Annotated in this window: 13 protein-coding genes; 8 read left to right on the forward strand and 5 right to left on the reverse strand. The window is 68.1% G+C overall.

Going from position 1 to position 13,862, the window contains the following annotated elements:
* Nucleotides 1–603: an MspA family porin gene (locus ACIBCN_RS03545; protein ID WP_396989870.1), complete on the forward strand. Its 603-nt coding sequence runs from the start codon at nt 1–3 to the stop codon at nt 601–603.
* A gap of 128 nt (nt 604–731) precedes the next feature.
* The gene (locus ACIBCN_RS03550; protein ID WP_396989871.1) at nt 732–1,943 is read left to right on the forward strand and encodes a DUF2235 domain-containing protein; all 1,212 of its coding nucleotides are present in this window, start codon (nt 732–734) and stop codon (nt 1,941–1,943) included.
* Here the strand turns inward: ACIBCN_RS03550 and treY are convergent.
* The 3 genes from treY to ACIBCN_RS03565 are packed head-to-tail and all read right to left on the reverse strand — an operon-like array spanning nt 1,863 to nt 7,035.
* On the reverse strand, nt 1,863–4,295 hold the full coding sequence (gene treY / locus ACIBCN_RS03555) for a malto-oligosyltrehalose synthase (protein WP_396989872.1): 2,433 nt from the start codon (nt 4,293–4,295) through the stop codon (nt 1,863–1,865). The two genes, ACIBCN_RS03550 and treY, sit on opposite strands and share 81 nt — an antisense overlap.
* Nucleotides 4,296–4,306: 11 nt before the next feature.
* Nucleotides 4,307–6,427, reverse strand: a complete 2,121-nt coding sequence (gene glgX, locus ACIBCN_RS03560; protein WP_396989873.1) for a glycogen debranching protein GlgX — start codon at nt 6,425–6,427, stop codon at nt 4,307–4,309.
* 59 nt (nt 6,428–6,486) lie between these two features.
* Nucleotides 6,487–7,035, reverse strand: a complete 549-nt coding sequence (locus ACIBCN_RS03565; RefSeq protein WP_396989874.1) for a cupin domain-containing protein — start codon at nt 7,033–7,035, stop codon at nt 6,487–6,489.
* 36 nt (nt 7,036–7,071) lie between these two features.
* Here ACIBCN_RS03565 and ACIBCN_RS03570 point away from each other — a divergent pair, with 36 nt between their 5' ends.
* On the forward strand, nt 7,072–7,539 hold the full coding sequence (locus ACIBCN_RS03570; RefSeq protein WP_396989875.1) for a MarR family winged helix-turn-helix transcriptional regulator: 468 nt from the start codon (nt 7,072–7,074) through the stop codon (nt 7,537–7,539).
* Here ACIBCN_RS03570 and ACIBCN_RS03575 read toward each other — a convergent pair.
* Nucleotides 7,503–8,447, reverse strand: coding sequence for a GNAT family N-acetyltransferase (locus tag ACIBCN_RS03575; protein WP_396989876.1), 945 nt, complete (start codon nt 8,445–8,447; stop codon nt 7,503–7,505). The genes ACIBCN_RS03570 and ACIBCN_RS03575 overlap by 37 nt on opposite strands.
* Nucleotides 8,448–8,612: 165 nt before the next feature.
* Between ACIBCN_RS03575 and ACIBCN_RS03580 the strand changes: the two genes are divergently transcribed.
* From ACIBCN_RS03580 to ACIBCN_RS03600, 5 genes are all read left to right on the forward strand, one after another.
* Complete coding sequence (locus tag ACIBCN_RS03580; RefSeq protein ID WP_396989877.1) at nt 8,613–9,905, forward strand: adenosylmethionine--8-amino-7-oxononanoate transaminase; 1,293 nt, start codon at nt 8,613–8,615, stop codon at nt 9,903–9,905.
* A gap of 69 nt (nt 9,906–9,974) precedes the next feature.
* On the forward strand, nt 9,975–10,184 hold the full coding sequence (locus ACIBCN_RS03585) for a hypothetical protein (RefSeq protein WP_396989878.1): 210 nt from the start codon (nt 9,975–9,977) through the stop codon (nt 10,182–10,184).
* 54 nt (nt 10,185–10,238) lie between these two features.
* Nucleotides 10,239–11,393, forward strand: coding sequence for an 8-amino-7-oxononanoate synthase (locus ACIBCN_RS03590; RefSeq protein ID WP_396989879.1), 1,155 nt, complete (start codon nt 10,239–10,241; stop codon nt 11,391–11,393).
* Nucleotides 11,390–12,064 (forward strand): dethiobiotin synthase, encoded by a 675-nt coding sequence (gene bioD / locus ACIBCN_RS03595; RefSeq protein WP_396989880.1) that lies wholly within the window; start codon nt 11,390–11,392, stop codon nt 12,062–12,064. The genes ACIBCN_RS03590 and bioD overlap by 4 nt, the downstream gene beginning before the upstream one ends.
* 31 nt (nt 12,065–12,095) lie before the next feature.
* Entirely contained in the window at nt 12,096–12,563 is a 468-nt protein-coding gene (locus tag ACIBCN_RS03600; protein WP_396989881.1) for an SRPBCC family protein, read from the forward strand.
* 110 nt (nt 12,564–12,673) lie between these two features.
* On the opposite strand, the gene ACIBCN_RS03605 is transcribed toward ACIBCN_RS03600, so the two are convergent.
* A complete protein-coding gene (locus ACIBCN_RS03605; RefSeq protein WP_396989882.1) occupies nt 12,674–13,699 on the reverse strand; it encodes an ABC transporter substrate-binding protein in 1,026 nt (341 codons plus the stop codon).
* Nucleotides 13,700–13,862 lie beyond the last annotated feature (163 nt).

The following is a 13,862-nucleotide window of genomic DNA, read 5'->3' on the forward strand; positions in this document are numbered from 1 at the left end:
GTGAAAAGGACCGTTCAGGCATTGGCGGGCGTCGCCGTGACCTGCGCGTCCGTTGCTGCCCTCGCACCGACGGCGACCGCCGAGGTGATCAGCATGCCCCCGCACGAGAAGTCGTTCATCCCGCCGGGCGGCGGCGCCGCGATGAAGTTCACCATCGGCAGCCGGGAGGAGTACATCTACCGGATCCCGCCGCTGAACTTCATGGGCACCACCCGCGAGGCGCTGGTCAGTTCGATCGGCTACGGCCAGGTCGAGGGCGCCTCGGCGGGCAAGCTGCGGATCGGTTACCACGTCGGCTGCGCGGTGACCATCGGCGCGGGCACCCTCGGCGCGACGCCCGACCTGGTGATCGGGCAGCAGCCGAGCGTCAATCCGAATCCGGTCGCCACCCTGAACCTCGCGCCGGGCGAGGTCGGCGAGGTCGCGATCGCCGAGAAGGACATGATTCCCGGCAAGCTGATTCAGCTCAGCTTCCGCGATTTCCATATCAAGGTGAACTCCTGCACCGGCCCGGTCACCCTCCGGCAGTACGCCTACGTGGATTACAAATCTCCCGAGGTCGACGATTCCGGAGCCGTTTTCGGCGAGCCCACCTGGCTCTGAGCCGCGCCATCCGGCTCGCTACTCGTTAGAAACAGGCGTAGTTCATTAACACCGTATACCCCGCGCTCGATTATTCGAGTAGTCGAGTACGCGGGCTTCAGCAGAAGCCCGGCGGGAGGATCTGGTCCATGAAACGCCTGGTCGTATGTTGTGACGGCACCTGGAAAGCGGAGTCGAGCAGCACGGTATCCAACATCATCAAGATCGCCCAGACGATCCGGTACGACGCGCCCGGTCCGTTGGGGGAGACGATCCAGCAGTGGGTCACCTACGTGTCGGGGCCCGGTGCCCGCGGCTTCCTGTCCGACCGGCTGATGGGTGGCGCGTTCGGCCTGGGCCTGGAGGCGAACCTGTCGTCCGCGTACTGGCATCTCGCGTTGAACTGGCAGCCGGGCGACGAGATCTACATCTTCGGATTCAGCCGCGGTGCGTTCACGGCGCGTAGCCTGTCCAGCCTGATCGACCGCATCGGGATCCTGACACCCGAGGCCATGATCAACGGCAAGTATCCGGAGGCGTTGGCGATCCATCAGCAGGTGCCGCCGAAAGACGGCACGATTCCGCAGGAATGGGTCGACTTCCGCAGGGACAACTGCCACCCGGTCGCGCCCAAGATCAACTTCCTCGGCGTCTTCGACACCGTCGGCGCGCTCGGCGTGCCGGGGCTGACCTCGCTGCGGTACAAGTTCCACGACGTCAAACTCGCACCGAGCGTGCACTGCGCCAGGCAGGCGCTGGCCATCGACGAGCGGCGGCGCAACTTCGAGCCGTGCCTCTGGGAGGTGCCGGTCGAGCCGAATGTGAAGTACCGCAGGGGATTCCAACGGGTGAAGCAGGTGTGGTTCGAGGGCGTGCACAGCGACATCGGCGGCGGCTACCAGGAATGCGGACTCTCCGACATCACGCTGCGCTGGATGGTGCGCGAGGCCGAGTCCGTCGGGCTCGCCTTCGATCGCGACCGGCTCGCGGAGCTGTCCAAAACCTGCCGGGCCGCCGATGCGGTGGAGCACATGCGGCCGCATCCGTCGCTCGGCATCGGCTACCGCATCCTGAATGTGTTTCGTACCCTGCGTCATCCGCGCAGCACCCGGTTCTACCTGGACTCCTGGCGCCAGCTGGCCAATGGTCACGAGCAAGGCATCCGGCTGGCCTCGCTGGTCAACGAGGACGACGAATACCGCCCGCCCAACCTGCGCCGCTGGCGCGCGCGGTTCGGTGGGATGCTCCCCGAGGAGCTGCTGGAGAAGGTCAGCCCGGCCTCAGCGCACGAGCAGCGCGACCGGGAGCCTGCCGAAGAGCTTCTCGAGCCGGGCCCGGCCCTGGAATGTGTGGCCGGTTAGCCGGTCCGTCCAGGTCCCCTGCGGGATATCCAGAGTCGTGTCGCCCCACCCAGTTTCGGCCAGGTCGACGCTGTGCCTGGTGGTCGCGACGATCACCTCCGGCGCGGCGCCGACCCGGCCCCTGGCGAAGGACACCAGCCTGCTCGCCTGCTCGCCGGTGGCGAACAACGGCAGGTAGGTGCCGCCGACGAAGCAGTCGGGGCGTTCCCGGCGCAGCCACAGCGCGTACGCGACGATCCACATCTTCGCCGCCCCGGTGGTGTCCAGAGCCGGTGTGCCGGTGAGTGATTGCAGCATGCCGGTGCGGACCGCGAAATCCACCGGGCGCCGGTTGTCCGGGTCGACGAGGGAGTCTTCCCACAGCTCGCAGCCTTGATAGATATCCGGGATGCCGGGGCCGCAGAGCTGGAGCAGCTTCTGCGACAACGCATCCGACCACGCGTGCGGGGCCAGCTCGTGCACCAGGTCGCCGAGCTCGGAGCCGACCGGGCCGTCGATCACCGTGTCGATCCAGCTGTGCACCGAGGACTCGAACTCGGCATCCGGCTCCTCCCAGGAGGATTTGGTGCCCGCCTCGCGAATCGACTTCTCGGCGAACTTGTGCAGCCGCTCGCGCAGGCCGGGCACCGACGCGGCCGGGCGGCCGTCGGCGGGCCAGATCCCGAACATGTTCTGCAACAAGAACAGTGTGGTCGCGCCGTCCGGCCCCGGCGCGGTCTCCTCCCACGATTCGACGCTCTGCGCCCAGGTGTCGGCCACCTGGGAGAGCACGCCGATGCGGGCACGCACGTCCTCGCCGCGCTTGGTGTCGTGCGTGGACAGCGTCGTCATGGTGGCGGGCCAGCGCTGCGCGCGTTCGCTGTTGGACAGGTGGAACTCGTTGAGCGAGTGCGCGAATCGCGCCGGATTGCCGCCGACCTCCTGCAGCGAGACCAGCCGGGCGGCCTGATAGAACATGGTGTCCTCCACCGCCTTCGCGGTGACCGCGCCGCAGACCTGGCTGAACCGCACCGCCGCCTCACCATCCGAGGCGAGCGCGGTGACCAGCACCGCGAGCGGGGCGGTGAGTTCGCTGTTGCGCTTCTCCACCTCGGCGATGACGGCGCCGATCATGCCGGCCAGCGGCGCGTAGTCGGCCCGGTACACCGGCATGAACGCGAGCACCTCGATGGTGGCGTTGGTCATCGCCATGGTGTCGAAACTTTCCGCGCCCGCGTCCCGCTTGATCGCGGCGACCAGCCGCCGGACCTCCGGTGCCAGCAGGCTTTCCGCGACCGCGCGTTTGATGCGATGCTCGGTCTCGCCGATCCAGGAGCGGTCGCTGCCGTGACCGGCCACCTGCTTGGACAGCTCGGTCAGCGCCTGCTCGCCGTCCGGGTCGATGAGCACGCCGCCGAGGTCGGCGAGCGCGTCATAGCCGGTGGTGCCGTCGACCGGCAGCGTCGAATCCAGCGGCTCGCGGTTGGCCAGGATCTTCTCGATGAGCAGCAGCCGATTCGGGCCGATCAGCCTGCGCACCCGCGCGAGATAGGCGGCGGGATAGGACAATCCGTCCGGGTGATCGATCCGCACGCCGTCGATGAGGTCGTGCTCGCACCAGGCGGCCAGCTCGCGGTGGGTCGCCTCGAAGACCTCCTTGTCCTCCTGACGGACCGCGGCGAGACTGCTGACCGCGAAGAACCGGCGGTAGGTGCACACGCCCGCCTTCCAGCTCACCAGCCGGTAATGCTGCTTGTCGTGGATGCGCAGCGCGTTGTCGCCGTCGGTGCCCTGCGCGATGGGGAAGCGCAGATCATGCAGGGCCAGCATCGGTTCCGAGCCGGACCGGTCGACGGTCAGTGCCGCCGGGTCGTTCTCGCTCTGCAGCACCGGAAGCGCCAGGCGGCCGCCCGCGCCGTTGCCCGCGCTCCAGTCGATGTCGAAGTAGTGCGCGAACGCGGATTCGCGGCCATTGCGCAGCACGTCCCACCACCACTTGTTCTGTCGCGGATCGGCGACCCCGACATGGTTGGGTACCAGGTCGACGATCAAACCCATACCGCGGCTGCGCACTTCGTCGGACAGGGCCTTGAGCCCGGCGGGCCCGCCGAGTGCGGCCGACACCGTGGTGGGGTCGGTGACGTCGTAGCCGTGCGTCGAACCGTGCGCCGCGGTGAGGATCGGCGACAGGTACAGGTGCGAAATGCCCAGCTGCTGCAGGTATTCGGCGATCGTCCTGGCATCGCTGAAGGTGAGTCCGTCCGGACGCAGCTGGAGCCGGTAGGTGCTGCGGATCGTGGTCGGCCGAGCCGGGGTGCGGCGCAGCGAGAGCGGATCGGTCACGTGCGTCTCGGTGGATTCCGGTGTGGTCATAGGCGTTGCGGTCATCCGGCGTGCTGAAGAACCAGCAGGCAACGGGATTCGACCGGCACGGTCGCCGCCGCGGCGTAGTTCGCGTCGGACCGGCCGGTCGGCGTCGAGCAGTCCAGCGCGACCGCCCACCGCGTTCCGTAGTCGGAGTTGGGCAGGGTGAAGTCAATGGCCTCGTCGTGGGCGTTGAAGCACAGCAGGAACGAGTCGTCGGTGATTCGCTCGCCGCGCGGGTCGGGTTCGTGGATGCCCTTGCCGTTGAGGAACACGGTGAGCGACTTGCCGAAGCCGCTGTCCCAGTCCGCGGTGGTCATCTCCGCGCCCTCCGGGGTGAGCCAGGCGATGTCGCGCGCGCGATCCTTCGACCGCACCGGCCTGCCGTCGAGGAAGCGGCGGCGCCGGAAGACGGGGTGCTCGGTGCGCAACGCGATCACGTTGCGGGTGAATTCGAGCAGGTCCGAATTCTGCTGCATCAGTGACCAATCCATCCAGGCCAGCGGGGAATCCTGGCAGTACACGTTGTTGTTGCCGTGCTGGGTGCGGCCCATCTCGTCGCCGTGCGCGAGCATCGGCACGCCCTGGCTGAGCACCAGCGTGGCCAGCATGTTGCGACTCTGCCTGGCGCGCAACGCGAGAATCCGCGGGTCGTCGGTGTCGCCCTCGACACCGCAGTTCCACGACCGATTCCAGCTCTCGCCGTCGCGGTTGTCCTCGCCGTTGGCCTCGTTGTGTTTCTCGTTGTAGGACACCAGGTCCCGCAGGGTGAACCCGTCGTGCGCGGTGATGAAGTTGATGCTCGCGCTCGGCCTGCGCCCGGTGGCCTCGTACAGATCCGAGGAGCCGGTGAGCCGAGAAGCGAACTCGCCCAACGTGGCGGGCTCGCCGCGCCAGTAGTCGCGCACGGTGTCGCGGAACTTGCCGTTCCACTCGGTCCACAGACTGGGGAAGTTGCCGACCTGGTAGCCGCCCTCGCCGACGTCCCACGGTTCCGCGATCAGCTTCACCTGGCTGACCACCGGATCCTGTTGCACCAGATCGAAAAACGTGGACAGCCGGTCGACGTCGTGCAGCTCGCGAGCCAGCGTGGCGGCCAGGTCGAAGCGGAAGCCGTCGACGTGCATGTCGAGCACCCAGTAGCGCAGCGAGTCCATGATCAGCTGCAACGTGTGCGGGTGCCGCACGTTCAGGCTGTTGCCGGTGCCGGTGTAATCCATGTAGTGCGAGGGGTCTTCGTCGAGGACGCGGTAGTAGGCGGCGTTGTCGATGCCGCGGAAGCCGATGGTCGGCCCGCGATGATTGCCCTCGGCGGTGTGGTTGTAGACCACGTCGAGGATCACCTCGATGTCCTCGGCGTGCAGCGCGCGCACCATCGCCTTGAACTCGGTGACCGCGGAATCGGCGCGTTTGATGGCGGCGTACTCGTTGTGCGGGGCGAGGTAGCCGAAGCTGTTGTAGCCCCAGTAGTTTCGCAGCCCCTGATCGAGCAGCACGCTGTCGTGCAGGAACTGGTGCACCGGCATCAGCTCGATCGCGGTGACGCCGAGGCCTTTCAGGTGTTCGATGATCGCCGGATGCGCGATGCCGGAGTAGGTGCCGCGCAACTCTTCCGGCACGTCAGGGTGGGTGGCGGTCATGCCCTTGACGTGCGCCTCGTAGATCACCGTCTCGTGGTAGGGCCGGTTCGGCGCGCGGTCGGTGCCCCAGTCGAAGTACGGGTTGATCACCACGCAGGCCATGGTGTGGCCGAGCGAGTCGAGGCCGTGTGTGTACAGCGACGGATCGTTGTCGAACTCGCCGTCGAACGCCTTGCCGTACGGGTCGAGCAGTAGTTTGCTCGGGTCGCAACGTAATCCGTGTGCCGGGTCGTAGGGGCCGTGCACCCGGAAGCCGTAGCGCTGGCCCGGTCCGACCGCGGGCAGGTAGGCATGCCACACGTACCCGTCGACCTCGTCGAGGGGCACCCTGGACTCGGTGCCGTCTCGGTCGATCAGGCACAACTCGACGGCGTCGGCTACCTCGGAGAAGACCGAGAAGTTGGTGCCCGCCCCGTCGTAGGTCGCGCCGAGCGGGTAAGCGGTGCCGGGCCACACACCGAGTGGTGTCGCGTCACCGGACGCTGCGTCGGGCTGAGCCATAGCAACGACATTAGCGGCAGCCGCCTATTACTCGGCGCGGGTGGTTGCGACTGGCAGTGTCAGCAGGGACCTGGGCGGGCGTCCAGCCAGCGCCGCGGGTAGTTCAGCCGGACCGCCAGGCGGGCCAGTCCGCCCAGTACGACGCGCTGCGCCCAGCGCGGGATCCCGGCCAGATAGCCGTCCTGGTAATCCCACAGCAATGCCAGGGCGAGCGGATCGCGCGGTACGCGGCCGCGGGTCGTCTTACCCGCCATGTCCAGGTTGTGCCAGAGCCGGAACATCTCCCAGTGCCGCAGCGGCGGGCGGATCTCGTGGTCGAACACGGTATCGGGTGTCTCACTCCAGAACTCGTGCACGGCGCCCGCGGGGGCCGTCACGGTGTCGCCGGGGTTTGCGACGTGCTCGACGCCGTCGATCCGGTAGCGATTGCGGCCCTGGCGAATGGTCCATCGCTCGGTGAGCGCGGGGTGCCAATGCGGGCCCGCTTGCCGTTCGGCCCGGGGCAGGGTGTGGCGCAGCCGCAGGTACGGGCCTTGTTCGTCGGCGCCGGTGCCGACGAGGGTGACCTGATGTCCGTTGCGGAAGGTAAGTGTCGTGCCGTCTTCCATCCTCCAATATATAAAGGTAACCTTCATATTGTGTCAATGGTCGATCCCCCCGCCTCCCTGCTCAAACTGCTGAGCCAGGCGACCGCTGCCTATGAGCGGGCACTGAATCAGGAGTTGCGCGTCCGCCTCGACGATCAGCTTCGACCCGCGCACTACACGGTCTTCCGTCATCTGGATCCGGGCGGTTCGCGGATTACCGCGCTGGCGGAGTCGGCGGGGATGACGCAGCAGTCGATGGGGGAGTTGGTGACCCACATGGAGCGGTGCGGTCTGCTGGAGCGGCAGGTCGACCCCGTCGATCGACGGGCTCGGCTCGTTGTGCTGACCGAGGCCGGCAAGACCGCGCTCGGCATTGCGGCGCAACGGATTCGGAGTATCGAGCAGGTGATCGCGGCGAGTCTGGGTGCCGACGGCCTCGCTGGTCTACGGCAGGCGCTGGCGCTGGTGCGCGAGGCGCTGGGTGGCGGTTATTCGGGCGAGCCCAGTGAGCGTCGCCAGGTTTGACCGATCAGGTCGGCGCCCCAGCTGTGGTGTGGACTCTGCTCTGCCAGTTCGAAACCGGCGCGTTTGTAGATGTGCCGGGCCGCGGTGAGGACGTCGTTGGTCCAGAGCACTATCTCGCGGTAACCGGCCGCCGTCGCGAAGCGCAGGCACTCCTCGACCAGCGCGGCACCCACGCCGAGGCCGCGGGCGGTGGGCTCGACCAGGAGCAGGCGCAGCCGTGCGGTGGTGTCGTTCTCGGCGACGCAGAAGATGCTGCCCACCGGCTCGCCGCCGGATTCGGCGATCCAGGCGCGTTCGCGCTCCTCGTCGTGTGCCGCCAGGTAGTCGGCGACGATGCGCACGATCAGCTCCTCATATGTTCCGTCCCAACCGTATTCGTCGGTGTAGAGCCGGGCGTGCCGCTCGATGACCCACCCGTAGTCGCCCGCCTTCGGCTCCCTGATCACGAAAGGGGGCGCGGCCACCGCGTTGGCGGGGTGGTCCAGGATCTGCTGGATGGTCTGCATCGCGGTGACCAGCCGGGCCCGGACGGCGGGCGGTTTGGCGTTGAGCAGGTAGCCGATTTCGGCGCTGGAGCGTTGATCGAGAACCGCGGCTATTTCCTTGCCGCGCTTGGTGAGTCGCACCTCTTGGCGGCGGCCGTCGTTGTCGGAGCGGTTGCGGTTTACCAGACCCGCGTTCTCGAAGCTGGCCAGAATGCGGCTCAGGTACCCGGCGTCGAGATCGAGTGTCTGGCGCAGGGTTACCACCTCGACGGTCCCGGAGTTGGCCAGCTCGAACAGGATTCGCGCCTCGGTGAGCGAATATTCGCTGTCCAGCAGTCCTTCTCGGAGCACGCCGATGACCCGGGTGTAGCGGCGGTTGAATTCGCGGACTGCGGCGATATCCGTGGCGGCGACAGTGGTCACGACGGCTCCTTCGTGCGGTGATCGTTGACTCAGTCAAAGAATAACCCAGGGTGGCCATCGAACGATGGGAATTGCCGCGGATGAGTTCCGCGCCCAGCTCCGGTGGTAACTTGAACGGCGTTCAAGCCCGCCGTGCCGGGCCGTCGCTCGACCGCGAGGATTCCTGTGGCACTGACCCCTGACGAAATCACCGCCATCGATGCCGAGCACGTCTGGCATCCCTACGGCGGATTCCCGGCGACGACCGAACCGCTGGTCGTCACCGAGGCCGCCGGCACGCGGCTGACGCTGGCCGACGGCCGCGAGGTGATCGACGGGATGAGCTCGTGGTGGGCCGCCATCCACGGCTACCGGCATCCGGTGCTGGACGCCGCGTTGGTGGCGCAATCGCAGCGGATGAGCCATGTGATGTTCGGCGGCCTCACCCATGAACCCGCCGCGCGGCTGGCCGAACTGCTGGTCGAGCTCACGCCGGGCGGCCTGGACAAGGTGTTCCTCTGCGACTCCGGCTCGGTGTCGGTCGAGGTCGCGGTGAAGATGTGCCTGCAGTACTGGCGCGCGCTCGGCCGGCCAGCGAAGCGCAGGCTGCTCACCTGGCGCGGCGGATATCACGGCGACACGTTCACGCCGATGAGCGTGTGCGATCCGACCGGCGGCATGCACGCGCTGTGGACCGATGTCCTCGCGGATCAGGTTTTCGCGCCGATGCCGCCGGCCGACTATCGGGCCGACTATGTGGCGGAACTGGAGCGCATGCTCATCGCCAACGCCGATGAGCTGGCGGCGGTCATCGTGGAACCCGTCGTGCAGGGTGCGGGCGGGATGCGCTGGCATCATCCGCGCTATCTGACCGATCTGCGCAGGCTGTGTGACAAGCACGGGGTGCTGCTCGTCTTCGATGAGATCGCGACCGGATTCGGCCGCACCGGAACGTTTTTCGCGGCCGATCAGGTGGGTGTCGGCCCGGACGTGATGTGCGTCGGCAAGGCGTTGACCGGTGGATACCTCACCCTGGCCGCGACGTTGTGCACCGCGTCGATCGCCGAAACGATCAGCGCGGGACACGGCGGCTTGATGCACGGGCCGACCTTCATGGGCAACCCGCTGGCCTGCGCGGTGGCGGTGGCCTCACTCGAACTGCTGACGGCCGGGGATTGGCGCGGCGACGTGGCGCGGATCGAATCCTGGCTCGAAGCGGGCCTCGCGCCGCTACGCGGGCAGCCCGGCGTGGTCGAGGTTCGGGTGCTCGGCGCGATCGGCGTGATCGAACTCGACCGCCCGGTGGACATGCGCGCCGCGACCGCCGCCGCCGTCGACGCGGGAGTCTGGCTGCGGCCGTTCCGGAATCTCGTCTACACCATGCCGCCGTTCATCAGCACCGCCGAGGACGTCGCGGCGATCACGGCCGGGATGCGCGCCGCGGTCGAAGCTCAGGTCCGCTCAGCGGAACTCGGTTGACAGTGCTCCCGGGCCTCCCGACATTGGCGGGGTGAGCGCGGATACGTCAGTGCGTCCGGCTGCGAGCCGGTGGCAGTTCTGGCGATCACCATGGTGTCGCCTGCCCGGCACGCCCGCCTGCGCGGTGACGATGGCGGTGAAACCTTCTTCGACCGGATTCATGATCGGTGGGCGGGTCAGCTGGGGGTGGACCGGCTGGCTCGGCTCGAACAGGATCTGCGCACCGTGACGCCGGGTGAGGTGTTCCGATTCGACACGCCGAACTGGTTCATGGGCTGAGGTGATGGCTCGGGGCTATGCACCTTGAACGGCGTTCAAGTATGCTGCGGAGCTGTGACTACCGATCCGTTGAGTTGGTTGGATGAGCGGGCGTCCGCGCGGGTGGCCGCGGGGTTGCGCCGCGAACTACGCCCCCGTGCGGCGCGTTCGCCGTCGATCGACCTCGCCTCCAACGACTATCTCGGGCTGGTCCGCCATCCCGAGGTGATCGACGGGGCGATCGAGGCGGTGCGGCGCTGGGGTGCCGGGTCGACCGGGTCGCGGCTGGTCACCGGAACGACTACCGATCATGAGCTGTTGGAGGCCGAACTCGCCGAATTCGTCGGTGCCGAAGCAGGTCTCGTGTTCGCCTCCGGTTACGCCGCCAATCTCGGCGCGGTGACGGCGCTGGCGGGGCGGGGCGCGCTGGTGGTCTCCGATGCGGGTAGTCACGCGTCACTTGTCGACGCGTGCAGGCTGTCTCGGGCTCGGGTGGAGGTCGCGGCGCACGGTGACGCCGACGCGGTCGATCGGCTGCTTGCCGCGCGAACCGAGGAGCGGGCGCTGGTGCTCACCGACTCGGTGTTCAGCGCCGACGGCGATCTCGCGCCGCTTGTCGAGCTGCACCGGGTCACCAGGGCGCGCGGCGCGGTGCTGGTCGTGGACGAGGCGCACGGGCTCGGGGTGCGTGGCGACGGCGGGCGTGGGCTGGTGCACGAGCTCGGCTTGGCCGGGGCGCCGGATCTGGTGATCACCGCGACCCTGTCGAAATCCCTTGCCGCGCAAGGCGGTGTTGTGCTGGCCAGTGCGCGAGTGCGGGCGCATCTGATCGATGCCGCACGCACCTTCATCTTCGATACCGGCCTCGCACCCGCCGCCGTCGGTGCGGCGCGTGCGGCACTCGGGGTGTTGCGCCGTGAACCTGAGCTGGCGGGCCGGGTGCTGGAGCGCGCTGCCGACATCGCGCGGATTGCCGCTGTGCCGGTGCCGGATTCGGCGGTGGTGCCGGTCGTGCTCGGCAAGGCGCAGGTCGCCTTCGACGCGGCGCAGGCGTGCCGGGCGCGTGGTCTCGACGTTGGTTGCTTCCGCCCGCCGGCGGTGCCGGAGGGGACGTCGCGGCTGAGACTCACCGCCCGGGCCAGTCTCACTCCGGCCGAACTCGACACCATCGCAACGGTTCTCGGCGACGTGCTGGTCCAGGCGCGTGGGCTGGATGTGGTGCGCGCATGAGCGTGCTGTTGATCACCGGAACGTCCACCGACGTCGGCAAGACCATCGTCACCGCGGCCGTCGCCGCGATGGCAGCGGCCGACGGTAAGTCCGTGGCGGTGTGTAAACCGGGGCAAACCGGTGTCGCCCCAGGCGAACCCGGCGATCTCGCCGAAATCGAGCGCCTCACCGGTATCACGCGAAACCTCGAACTCGCGCGCTACCCGGACCCGCTGGCACCCGATACCGCCGCCCGTCGTGCGGGACTGCCCGAGCTGACGTTGGCCGAAACCGTCGCTGGGATAGACGCGCTCAGCGACGCCGATCTCACCCTGGTCGAGGGCGCGGGTGGACTACTGGTCCGGCTCGGTGATTTCACCCTGCTCGACCTCGCCCAAAAGCTCGACGTTCCAGTCCTTCTGGTGACCGCAGCCGGTCTCGGCACCCTCAACCACACCGAACTGACCACCCGCGCACTGCAATCGGCGGGCGTCCGATGCGCGGGCCTGGTCATCGGCTCATGGCCCGCCACCCCCGACCTCGCCGCCGAATGCAACCGCGTCGACCTCCCTCGCGTCACCGGCGTGGACCTCGTCGGCGCCATCCCCGCAGGCACAGGTTCCTTGGATCGCGACCGCTTCACCGCCGCGGCCCCCCACTGGTTCACCCGCACCTGGTCCCCGTTCGGCTGACCGTGTGCGCCGGGCGATCTATCGTTGCCCGGTGACCACGACCAGGATTCGATGGCAGGTGCGGGCGCCGCGGGCCACCGTTTACCGGCTGCTGCTGGACGCCGAGGCGGTGCGCCAATGGATGGTGCCGACCGGGATGACCAGCGAGGTGCACGAGTTCGACGCACGCGAAGGCGGGGTCTACCGGATCTCGCTCACCTATGACGAGCCGACCGGCACCGGCAAGACCACCGCGCAGACCGACACCTTCCACGGGCATTTCGCGCGGCTGGTGCCGGACGAACAGGTGGTCCAGATCGTCGAGTTCGAGACCGACGATCCGGCCATGCGCGGCGAGCAGACCATCACCTACACCCTCACCGACATCGAGGGCGGCACCGAGATCGACGCGGTGCACGCCGGGCTGCCCGACGGCGTCGCCCCGGAAGACAACGAACTCGGCTACCGCATGTCCCTCACCAAGCTCGCCACCCTCGCCGAAACAGGCACCGTCGGGTAGCGGTAGCTCGGCCGTATGCCGCGCACAGATCCTCGGCGCGCACACGAATTCAATGGCAAGACGTGCGCATCCAGCGAACCTCTACGCGGCGGGCTGAATGGTGTGGCGCGTCAGCGAATGGTGTCGTCGGTGCGGGGCTGGATGGGGGAGGCGGGGACGAGGTTCCAGCGTTCGAGCTGCTTGCGGATCTGTTCGGCGGCGTCGATGTTGAGCGGCCCGCTGGTCCACATGGCGTAGGGGAGGTTGAGGAAGCGACCCGCGGTGACGGCGCGGAGCTGGTTGACGCCGGGCTTGGCGCGTAGCGCGTCGACCTTCTGAGCGAAGGTTTGCGGCGGGTAGTCGACGAACATGATGGCGTCGGGGTCGGCGGCGGCCAGGCGCTCCCAGGACACCCTGGTCCAGGTGTCGGGCACGTCGCCGAGCGCGTTGCGGCCACCCGCGGCGTCCAGAATCGCCTGCGGCGCACCGAAACTGCCGCTGGACATCAGCGAGTCGGTGGCGCTGTCGAACAGGAAGATGGTCGGCTTGCGCTCGGCCTGCGGTGCGCCGCTCAACGCCGCGAGCCGCTGGTCCAGGTCGGCGGTGACCGCGGCGGCACGGTCGGTGCGTCCGGTGATGGCGCCGAGGTTGGTGAGGTCGTCACGCAGCGCGGTCCACGGCTCGACGATGCCGCGCGGACGCTCGCCATTGTGCTGACGGCAGCTTTCGGTGAGTGTGTAAGCCGCGATTCCAGCCTTGCTCAACGACTCCGGGGTGAGATTCTTGGCCTCGTCGTACCCATAGTTCCACCCCGCGACCATCACATCGGGCCCCTGCGCCAGCACGGTCTCCCGCGAAGGGTATTCCGGCGCAACGGACTTCAACTGATCGACCACCGGCCCGTAGTGTCTGCGCAACGTGTCCGCGTCCCGCTGCACACTCGACACCGCGACCACCTGGTCCTGCGCGCCGAGCGCGAGCGCCATCGAGATCATGTTCCCGTCATTGACGAACAACCGCTTCGCAGGCGCCGGAAACCGCACGTCCACATCACAATTGCGGATCGTGAGATCCCCCGCGGTCGTCTTCTGCGCGCTACACCCGGCCACCGCAGCGGCCAGTGCGACCGCGACCAACACTCGGAAAGTGTGCTTCATGAATTCGCCTCTCGAGGAAACCAACAGTTCGAGTAGTCATCCGCCAACGGGACGCAGCTGCGCCGATCGCGACAAAGACCGCCGTGCGCCGGACGCCGCGCGCCGGACGCCGCGCGCCGGACGCGTGCGAGCGGGACATGGTGGCGGCGAATCGCCGGTAGTT

The sequence above is a fragment of the Nocardia sp. NPDC051052 genome (assembly GCF_044456045.1).
Taxonomy (GTDB): Bacteria; Actinomycetota; Actinomycetes; order Mycobacteriales; family Mycobacteriaceae; genus Nocardia.

Coding starts and splice junctions, on each gene's coding strand:
- ACIBCN_RS03605 (WP_396989882.1), bottom strand. CDS start 13,699: ATGAAGCACACTTTCCGAGTGTTGGTCGCGGTCGCACTGGCCGCTGCG.
- bioD (WP_396989880.1), top strand. CDS start 11,390: ATGAGCGTGCTGTTGATCACCGGAACGTCCACCGACGTCGGCAAGACC.
- glgX (WP_396989873.1), bottom strand. CDS start 6,427: ATGGCTCAGCCCGACGCAGCGTCCGGTGACGCGACACCACTCGGTGTG.
- treY (WP_396989872.1), bottom strand. CDS start 4,295: ATGACCACACCGGAATCCACCGAGACGCACGTGACCGATCCGCTCTCG.
- ACIBCN_RS03570 (WP_396989875.1), top strand. CDS start 7,072: ATGGTCGATCCCCCCGCCTCCCTGCTCAAACTGCTGAGCCAGGCGACC.
- ACIBCN_RS03550 (WP_396989871.1), top strand. CDS start 732: ATGAAACGCCTGGTCGTATGTTGTGACGGCACCTGGAAAGCGGAGTCG.
- ACIBCN_RS03565 (WP_396989874.1), bottom strand. CDS start 7,035: ATGGAAGACGGCACGACACTTACCTTCCGCAACGGACATCAGGTCACC.